General features: G+C 64.1%; 6 protein-coding genes and 3 tRNA genes (1 of these 9 only partly in view). 1 reads left to right on the forward strand and 8 read right to left on the reverse strand.

Annotated elements, in window-relative coordinates:
- Positions 1-81: 81 nt before the first annotated feature.
- The 7 genes from RTX79_RS09335 to RTX79_RS09365 all read right to left on the reverse strand — a co-directional run bounded on the left by RTX79_RS09335 (position 82) and on the right by RTX79_RS09365 (position 6941).
- Positions 82-156, reverse strand: a tRNA-Val gene (locus RTX79_RS09335).
- Between the two features lie 11 nt (positions 157-167).
- Positions 168-440, reverse strand: coding sequence for an HU family DNA-binding protein (locus RTX79_RS09340; RefSeq protein WP_042613351.1), 273 nt, complete (start codon positions 438-440; stop codon positions 168-170).
- A 204-nt stretch (positions 441-644) separates the two neighbouring features.
- On the reverse strand, positions 645-3107 hold the full coding sequence (gene lon, locus RTX79_RS09345; protein ID WP_312683349.1) for an endopeptidase La: 2463 nt from the start codon (positions 3105-3107) through the stop codon (positions 645-647).
- A gap of 142 nt (positions 3108-3249) precedes the next feature.
- The gene (gene clpX / locus RTX79_RS09350) at positions 3250-4539 is read right to left on the reverse strand and encodes an ATP-dependent Clp protease ATP-binding subunit ClpX (RefSeq protein ID WP_042613349.1); all 1290 of its coding nucleotides are present in this window, start codon (positions 4537-4539) and stop codon (positions 3250-3252) included.
- Positions 4540-4665: 126 nt separating this feature from the next.
- A complete protein-coding gene (gene clpP, locus RTX79_RS09355) occupies positions 4666-5292 on the reverse strand; it encodes an ATP-dependent Clp endopeptidase proteolytic subunit ClpP (protein WP_042613348.1) in 627 nt (208 codons plus the stop codon).
- Positions 5293-5362: 70 nt separating this feature from the next.
- Positions 5363-6658, reverse strand: coding sequence for a trigger factor (gene tig / locus RTX79_RS09360; protein ID WP_312683351.1), 1296 nt, complete (start codon positions 6656-6658; stop codon positions 5363-5365).
- A 196-nt stretch (positions 6659-6854) separates the two neighbouring features.
- Positions 6855-6941 (reverse strand) — tRNA-Leu (locus RTX79_RS09365).
- A gap of 157 nt (positions 6942-7098) precedes the next feature.
- Here RTX79_RS09365 and RTX79_RS09370 point away from each other — a divergent pair.
- A complete protein-coding gene (locus tag RTX79_RS09370) occupies positions 7099-8316 on the forward strand; it encodes a GAF domain-containing sensor histidine kinase (protein ID WP_312683352.1) in 1218 nt (405 codons plus the stop codon).
- A gap of 267 nt (positions 8317-8583) precedes the next feature.
- Here RTX79_RS09370 and RTX79_RS09375 read toward each other — a convergent pair.
- Positions 8584-8604: transfer RNA gene (locus RTX79_RS09375), tRNA-Lys, on the reverse strand (it continues 155 nt past the right edge of the window).

Raw genomic sequence — 8604 nt, forward strand, 5'->3', positions numbered from 1 at the left:
ACCCGCGACCTCCGGCGTGACAGGCCAGCATTCTAACCAGCTGAACTACCGCTCCACATTTCAAACTTTACCGCGGTGCTGTGGTGGGTGCTGAGGGTTTCGAACCCCCGACCCTCTCCGTGTAAAGGAGACGCTCTACCGCTGAGCTAAGCACCCCAGCGAGCCGCTTAGTTTACAGCATCCTTCAGGGCCTTACCAGCCTTGAACGACGGATTCTTCGAAGCAGCGATCGCGATGGTGTCGCCGGTCTTCGGGTTGCGGCCGGTGCGGGCAGCGCGGTCACGGACCTGGAAGGTGCCAAAGCCGACCAGCGTCACAGCATCACCGCTCTTCAGTGCCTTGGTGACGGCAGCAACGACGGCATCGACAGCGCGAGCGGACTCTGCCTTGGTCAGGTCAGCGGTCTCGGCAACGGCGTCGATCAATTCGGTCTTGTTCATTCTCTACAGCTCCTTATTGCGGGGGACCCGCGGATTAGCCAGGGACGCCATCGTTCGTTGCAGCATGCACGACGGCAAATTGGATCGGTTCAGCGAATTGGATGCAGCTGATTCGCGAGTGCTGCTTTTATACCAGTGGCCCTACACCCGCGCAAGCCGAAAACCCAGCAATGACGCGGGTTTCGGCCGTTTGCGGTACGCGCTTCAGTGCTTGACGCGCGTCGCGGAAGGTGTCTTGGCCTTGCTGCGAACAGTGACGCGCTGCGCAGTCTTACGCGCCTTCTTCGGCGTCAGCGGACGCTCCAGTGCCAGGTCGAGCACCTGCTCGATGTACTTCACCGGGATGATGTCGATATCACGCGTGACGTTGGCCGGGATGTCGGCAAGATCCTTGCGGTTCTCTTCAGGGATGATGACCGTGCGGATGCCACCACGCAGTGCCGCCAGCAGCTTTTCCTTCAAGCCGCCAATGGCCGTGACGCGACCGCGCAGGGTGATCTCGCCGGTCATCGCCACATCGGCGCGCACCGGCACCTTGGTCAGGATGGACACCAGCGAGGTGACCATCGCCGCGCCGGCGCTGGGGCCATCCTTGGGCGTGGCACCATCGGGCACGTGCACGTGCACGTCCTGCTTCTGCAGGAAAGCGGCATCGATACCGAACTGCACCGCACGCGAGCGCACCACCGACAGCGCGGCCGAAGCGGACTCCTTCATGACGTTGCCCAGCTGGCCGGTCAGGATCAGCTGGCCCTTGCCCGGCACCAGCGTGGATTCGATCTGCAGCAGGTCGCCGCCGACCTCGGTCCATGCCAGGCCCGTCACCAGGCCGATCTCGTTTTCTTCTTCGGCGCGGCCGAAGTCGAAGCGACGCACGCCCAGGTACTTGTCCACGTTGCTGCCATCCACCAGCACCAGCGCGCCCTTCTTCGCCTTCTTCCCCTTCAGCGCCTTCGGCTTGGGCAGGCCGGCCGGACCGGCCAGCGCGATCTCCTTGACCACCTTGCGGCAGATCTTGGCGATTTCGCGCTCCAGGCTGCGCACGCCGGATTCGCGCGTGTAGTAGCGCACGATGTCCTGGATCGCCGCACCGTCGATTTCCAGCTCTTCCGGCTTCAGGCCGGCCGCCTTGATCTGCTTGGGCACCAGGTAGCGCATGGCGATGTTGAGCTTCTCATCCTCGGTATAACCGGGGATGCGGATCACTTCCATGCGGTCCAGCAACGGGCCGGGAATGTTCAGCGAATTGGACGTGGCCACGAACATGACTTCGGACAGGTCCAGGTCCACTTCCAGGTAGTGGTCGTTGAAGGAGTTGTTCTGCTCCGGGTCCAGCACTTCCAGCAGCGCCGACGACGGATCGCCGCGGAAGTCCATCGACATCTTGTCGATCTCATCCAGCAGGAACAGCGCGTTCTTGCTGCCCACCTTGTTGAGGTTCTGCACGATCCGGCCCGGCATCGAACCGACGTAGGTGCGACGGTGGCCACGGATCTCGGCCTCGTCGCGCACGCCGCCCAGGCTCATGCGCACGAACTTGCGGTTGGTGGCCTTGGCGATGGACTGGCCCAGCGAGGTCTTGCCCACGCCCGGCGGCCCGACCAGGCACAGGATCGGGCCCTTCATCTGCTTCACCCGCGACTGCACCGCCAGGTATTCCAGGATGCGGTCCTTGACCTTCTCCAGACCGTAATGGTCGGCGTCCAGGGTGTCCTGGGCGACCTTCAGGTCCTTGCGCACCTTGGTGCGCTTCTTCCACGGCACGCCCAGGATCCAGTCCAGGTAGTTGCGCACCACGGCCGCCTCGGCGGACATCGGCGACATCTGCTTGAGCTTGGTCAGTTCGGCCTTGGCCTTGGTTTCCACCGGCTTGGGCATGCCGGCTTCAGCAATCTTGCGGGCCAGTTCTTCCAGCTCGCCCGGCGCGTCGTCCAGGTCACCCAGTTCTTTCTGGATGGCCTTCATCTGTTCGTTGAGGTAGTACTCGCGCTGGCTCTTTTCCATCTGCGACTTGACCCGGCCGCGGATGCGCTTTTCCATCTGCTGCACGTCGATTTCGCCATCGACCAGGCCCACCAGCATCTCCAGGCGCTCGCCTACCGGCAGCACTTCCAGCAGGCGCTGCTTGTCGGCCAGGCGCACGCTGATGTGCGCGGCAATGGTGTCGGCCAGGCGCGCGGGCTCTTCGATGCCGGCCAGGGTCTGCAGCAGCTCCGGCGGCAGCTTGCGGTTGGTCTTGACGTACTGTTCGAACAGCGACATCAGCGAACGGGCGATCGCTTCGATCTCGCGCGCTTCGCGGCCATCTTCGGCCTGGATCTCCACCGCGGTGCCCTGCAGCGCGCCATCGCGCTCGCCGACCTGGCTGACCTGTACGCGCGACAGACCCTCTACCAGCACCTTGATGGTGCCATCAGGCAGCTTCAGCAGCTGCAGCACCTGCGCCAGGGTACCGACCTGGTAGAGGTCGGCTTCCTGCGGATCGTCGGTCTCGGCCGACTTCTGCGCCAGCAGCAGGATGCGCTTGTCCGCTTCCATCGCCTTTTCCAGCGCATGCATGGACTTGTCACGGCCGACGAACAGCGGGATGACCATGTGCGGGAACACCACCACGTCACGCAGCGGCAGTACCGGCAGGTCGAGAGTCTCAGTTGGGGAACGGGCCATGGGGGCTCCAGGAAGGGGGGATACGCCTCTCCGGCTCCAGCGGGGCCAGAGACAAAAAAGCCGATGGCCCCGTTATGGGGCCATCGGCGCAAGGATGCAAGACGCTGCTAAAAAATACTTTCAAATCAAGCGATTGAAAGAATCATTCAGCGCCAGCGGCCTTCTGTTCAGGTGCTGGCGGGGTCTGGTAGATCAGGTAGGGTTCGGACTTGTGTTCGATGACCGACTCATCCACCACCACCTTGCTGACGTTCTCCTGCGAGGGGAGCTCGTACATGGTGTCCAGCAGCACCGATTCCACGATGGTGCGCAGGCCACGGGCACCGGTCTTGCGCTTGAGCGCCTTGCGGGCAATGGCGGCCAACGCGTCGGGACGGAACTCCAGCTCGACGTTCTCCATCTCGAACAGCTTCTTGAACTGCTTGGTGATGGCGTTCTTCGGCTCGGTCAGGATGGTGATCAGGGCCGCTTCGTCCAGCTCTTCCAGGGTCGCGACCACCGGCAGGCGGCCCACGAATTCCGGAATCAGGCCGAACTTGATCAGGTCTTCCGGTTCCACTTCCGCCAGCAGCTTGCCGATTTCCTGCTTGCGCTCGGACGACTTCACCTTCGCACCGAAACCGATACCGCCCGATTCGGTGGAACGCTGCTGGATCACCTTGTCCAGGCCGGCAAACGCGCCGCCACAGATGAACAGGATGTTCTTGGTGTCCACCTGCAGGAATTCCTGCTGCGGGTGCTTGCGTCCGCCCTGCGGCGGAACGCTGGCCACGGTGCCTTCGATCAGCTTCAGCAGGGCCTGCTGCACGCCTTCGCCGGACACATCGCGGGTAATCGACGGGTTCTCGCTCTTGCGCGAGATCTTGTCGATTTCATCGATGTAGACGATGCCCTGCTGTGCCTTCTCGACGTCGTAGTCGCACTTCTGCAGCAGCTTCTGGATGATGTTCTCCACGTCTTCGCCCACGTAACCGGCTTCGGTCAGCGTGGTGGCGTCGGCCATGGTGAACGGCACGTTGAGCAGGCGGGCCAGGGTTTCAGCCAGCAGCGTCTTGCCCGAACCGGTCGGGCCGACCAGCAGGATGTTCGACTTGGCCAGTTCGACCTCGTCGTTCTTCTGCCGGCTCTCGATGCGCTTGTAATGGTTGTACACGGCCACGGCAAGCGTGCGCTTGGCGCGCTTCTGGCCGATCACGTACTGGTCCAGGACTTCGAGGATCTCGCGCGGCTTGGGCAGCGAACTGCGCGCCGACTGCGCTTTTTCCTCGAGCTCTTCACGGATGATGTCGTTGCACAGCTCCACGCATTCATCGCAGATGAACACGCTTGGACCGGCAATGAGCTTGCGCACCTCGTGCTGGCTCTTGCCGCAGAAGGAGCAGTAAAGGATCTTGCCGCTGTCCGTGGAACGACCTTGTCGGTCTTCGCTCATGCTTCGCTTACCTGGTTACCCCACCCGTTCGACGGGGGTTCAATTCGAGAATAACACAGGGCCGAGAGGGCACCAGCCCTGCCCGACCCTGCTTGTCCAGTCGGAAAATCGACTGTTTTGCTGTAATCAACCCGCCTGGATCGACTCTTCCGGGCGACGTTCAAGGACCTGATCGACCAGCCCGTAGGCCTGCGCTTCGACGGCGCTCTTGAAATTATCGCGCTCGGTGTCGCGGGCGATCGTTTCCAGCGACTGGCCGGTGTGCTTGGCCAAGATCTCGTTCAGGCGCGCACGCAGGGTCAGGATCTCGCGGGCGTGGATGTCGATATCGGTCGCCTGGCCCTGGAAGCCACCCAGCGGCTGGTGGATCATCACGCGCGAATTCGGCAGCGCATAACGCTTGCCGGCCGCGCCCGATGCCAGCAGCAGGGCACCCATCGAGGCGGCCTGGCCGACACAGATGGTGGCCACGTCCGGCTTGATGTACTGCATGGTGTCGTAGATCGCCATGCCGGCGGTGACCACGCCACCGGGCGAGTTGATGTAGATGCTGATGTCCTTTTCCGGATTTTCCGCTTCCAGGAACAGCAGCTGCGCCACCACCACGTTGGCCATGTGATCGTCGATCGGGCCCACGAGGAAGATCAGGCGCTCCTTCAACAGGCGCGAGTAGATGTCATAGGCGCGCTCGCCGCGGGCGGTCTGCTCGACCACCATCGGAACCAGATTGAGGGCTTTGGTTCGGTTGTCCATATCGTGAGGCACCTGTGTTGGGGGGAACGCCCCCGCGCCCTGGGGCGCGGGGTGTGGTGTTCTGCAGGAATCAGCCGCGGATCGCGTCCTGGAAGGACAGCTTTTCCTCGGTGTGCTGGGCGCGCTCGGCGATCCAGTCGATCACCTGCTCTTCCATCACGCGGTTCTGCAGACCCGACATGAGCTGGGGGTCGTTGCGGTACATCTCAATGACCTGCTCCGGCTCTTCGTAGGTCGAAGCGATCAGGCGCATGGTTTCATTCAGGCGCTTCGGCTCCAGCTTCAGGTCGTTGATGCGGGCCACTTCGCCGACCAGCAGGCCAACCAGCACGCGCTTGCCTGCCGCGTCCTTGAAGCCTTCATGGGCGTCGGCCGGCACCTGGCCCGGATCACGGCCGCTGCGACGGATCTGCTCGACCTGCTGGGCCAGCATCGCACGGGCTTCGTTTTCCACCAGGCGCGGCGGCAGTTCGACCGAGCTGTAAGCGGCAATCAGCTGCTCGCCGACTTCGCGACGCAGGCGGTTCATCAGGGCGCCCTTGAGCTCGCGCTCCAGGTTGGCGCGGATGTCCTTGCGGAACTGCTCCACGTCGCCGGCCTTGACGCCGAAGCTCTTGATGAAGGCGTCGTCCACTTCCGGCAGCGACTCTTCGGACACTTCGGTGACCTTGACGGTGACCTGCACGGTCTTGCCGGCCAGTGCTTCAACGCGCCAATCGGCCGGGAACTCGACGTCCAGGGTCTTTTCTTCACCCTTGGCCAGGCCGACCAGGCCCTTTTCAATGGTTTCGAACATCATGTTCTGGCCGATGACGATCGTGCCCTTTTCGGTCCCTTCGGCCGGCAGGCGCTCGTCGCCCGCCCGGGAGAAGGTTTCCAGCGCGACCAGGTCGCCTTCCTGCGCGCCACGGCTGACCGGGGCCCAGGTGCGGCGCTGCTGGCGCAGGTTTTCGATCATCTGGTCGATGTCGGCATCGCCGATTTCGGCCACGTGGCGGACCACGTTCAGCTTGGCAACGTCGATTTCGCCGAACTCCGGCACCAGCTCGACGGTGGCCACGAACGACAGTTCGCCCTGCTCACCCTTGTCGATGCGCGGGCTGCCGACCACGCGCAGGGCGTGTTCGCGGATGGCCGCGTCGAAGGTTTCGCGCAGCAGGCCGTCGACGGCTTCGCCACGGACCTGCGCGCCGAAGCGCTGCTCGATCACCTTGGCCGGCACCTTGCCCGGGCGGAAACCCTTGATGCGCGTGGTGCGGGCGATTTCGCCCAGACGCCCACTGATATGGGTGTTGAGGCGATCTTCCGGCAGCGAGAAGCTCAGGCGGCGTTCCAGGTTGCCGGTGGATTCGATCGAAGCTTGCATGTTGACTCCTGCCACCGGCGGCCCTGCTGGCCCCCGGTTCGATGTGATGGACGAAACGGTTGTTCGGACGCGACGGCGTTGACACGCATGCCCGCCGCAGCCCTTTAGTTTGGACGATAACGGGCGGCACTGCCAGCGGGGGTCGGTCAGGCGGGCGCGCGCATGAAACGCGCGGCTGGCGGGGGTGGCCGGACCATGGTGCGAAAGGGGGGACTCGAACCCCCACGCCGGTTAAGGCACTGGAACCTAAATCCAGGGCGTCTACCAATTCCGCCACTTTCGCTGGTCTAGCCGGGTATTGTCGCAGGCGCGGGGCGGTCTTGGGTAGGGCGGGTGCGATACGCTGCCACCGCTTGGCCTAGAATGGGTTGCACAGGCCGGCACGCTTCACCTCCCATGATGCCCGCCATGAACCCGCCCGCCGAGGAGGCGAGCACCGCATGCAGCAGCAGGCCGACGCCCCGCTGGGCGCAGACATCGCCCAGGACATCGCCCACATCGGCGCTATCGCGGCGGTGCCGCGGATCCTGGAAACCGTGGCCCACATCACCGGCTCGCGCTTCGCCGCCATCGCCCGGGTCACCGAGAGCCACTGGGTCGCCTGCGCCACCTACGACACGCTGGGCTTCGGCCTCGGCGTGGGCGGGCAGCTGGTGCTGGAAACGACCATCTGCAACGAGATCCGCCAGGCCCCGCAGCCGGTGATTTTCGGACATGCCAGCGAGCATCCGCACTACGCCAGCCACCACACCCCGCGCCTGTACGGGCTGGAAAGCTACGTATCGGTGCCGATCTTCCGTCCCGACGGCAGCTTCTTCGGCACCCTGTGCGCGATCGATTCGGCGCCGGCGACATTCGACGAGGTCCAGGTAGTGCGGTCGCTGGAACTGTTCGCCGAACTGATCGGCAACTACCTGCACACCGAACAGCGGCTGCAGCAGGCGGTGGCCGATCTGTCGGCGGCCAACGACACCGCCGTGCTGCGCGACCAGTTCATCGCGGTGCTCGGCCACGACCTGCGCAGCCCGCTGCAGGCGGCCAGCATGGCGACCGAGATGCTGGAGTTCGAACCGCATACCGAACGCGGCGGCATGCTGCTGACCCGCGTACGTGACAGCATCACCCGCATTGACGGACTGGTGAGGGACGTACTGGATTTCGCCCGCGGCCGGCTTGGTGGCGGCATCCCGGTGGCGCTCACTTACGATGCCAACGTGGCCGCGCAGCTGATGCAGGTGGTGCACGAGGTCGCCGACGCGACCGGGCGCAGCGACATCATCGCGACGATCGCCGCGGATGCACCGCTGCTGTGTGATGCCGACCGTCTGTCGCAGCTGCTGGCCAACCTGCTGACCAATGCGGCCGTGCATGGCGCGCCGGACCAGCCGATCACGCTGGATATCGAAACCGACGCCAACGGATTGGTGCTGCAGGTGCATAACGGCGGCGTGATCGCCCCGGACAAGCTGGGCAAGCTGTTTACTCCGTTCTCGCGCGAGGCCGGCGACCAGCCGCGTCCCGGCCTCGGACTGGGGCTGTATATCGCCGCGGAAATCGCCAAGGCACACAACGGCACGCTGTCAGTGGAATCCGATGCCGCGCACGGAACCCGCTTCGTGTTCGCGATGCCGGCCATCCCCCTCGCGCTGGCAGGCTGAGTTCAATAGCGCAGGCAAGAAAAAAGCCACCAGGCGCTTGCTTGGTGGCTTCTGTCTGGTGGGGTACACGGCCGCGCATGCGCGCTGCCGCCCCACGCTTCGCTGCGCGAAACGCGGGCCCCTCTTATCAGCCCGCCAGATCCCCGCGCCTTCGGCGCGCCCCCTTGACTCAAGGGGGCTCTACTCCAGTGAACCTTCGTCGCTTGCAACCAACGCAGGAATCGTAGGCAAGAAAAAAGCCACCAGGGTGACCTGGTGGCTTCTGTCTGGTGGGCCGTCAAGGATTCG

The organism is Stenotrophomonas chelatiphaga (genome assembly GCF_032054965.1).
In the GTDB taxonomy this organism is placed as follows: domain Bacteria; phylum Pseudomonadota; class Gammaproteobacteria; order Xanthomonadales; family Xanthomonadaceae; genus Stenotrophomonas; species Stenotrophomonas chelatiphaga.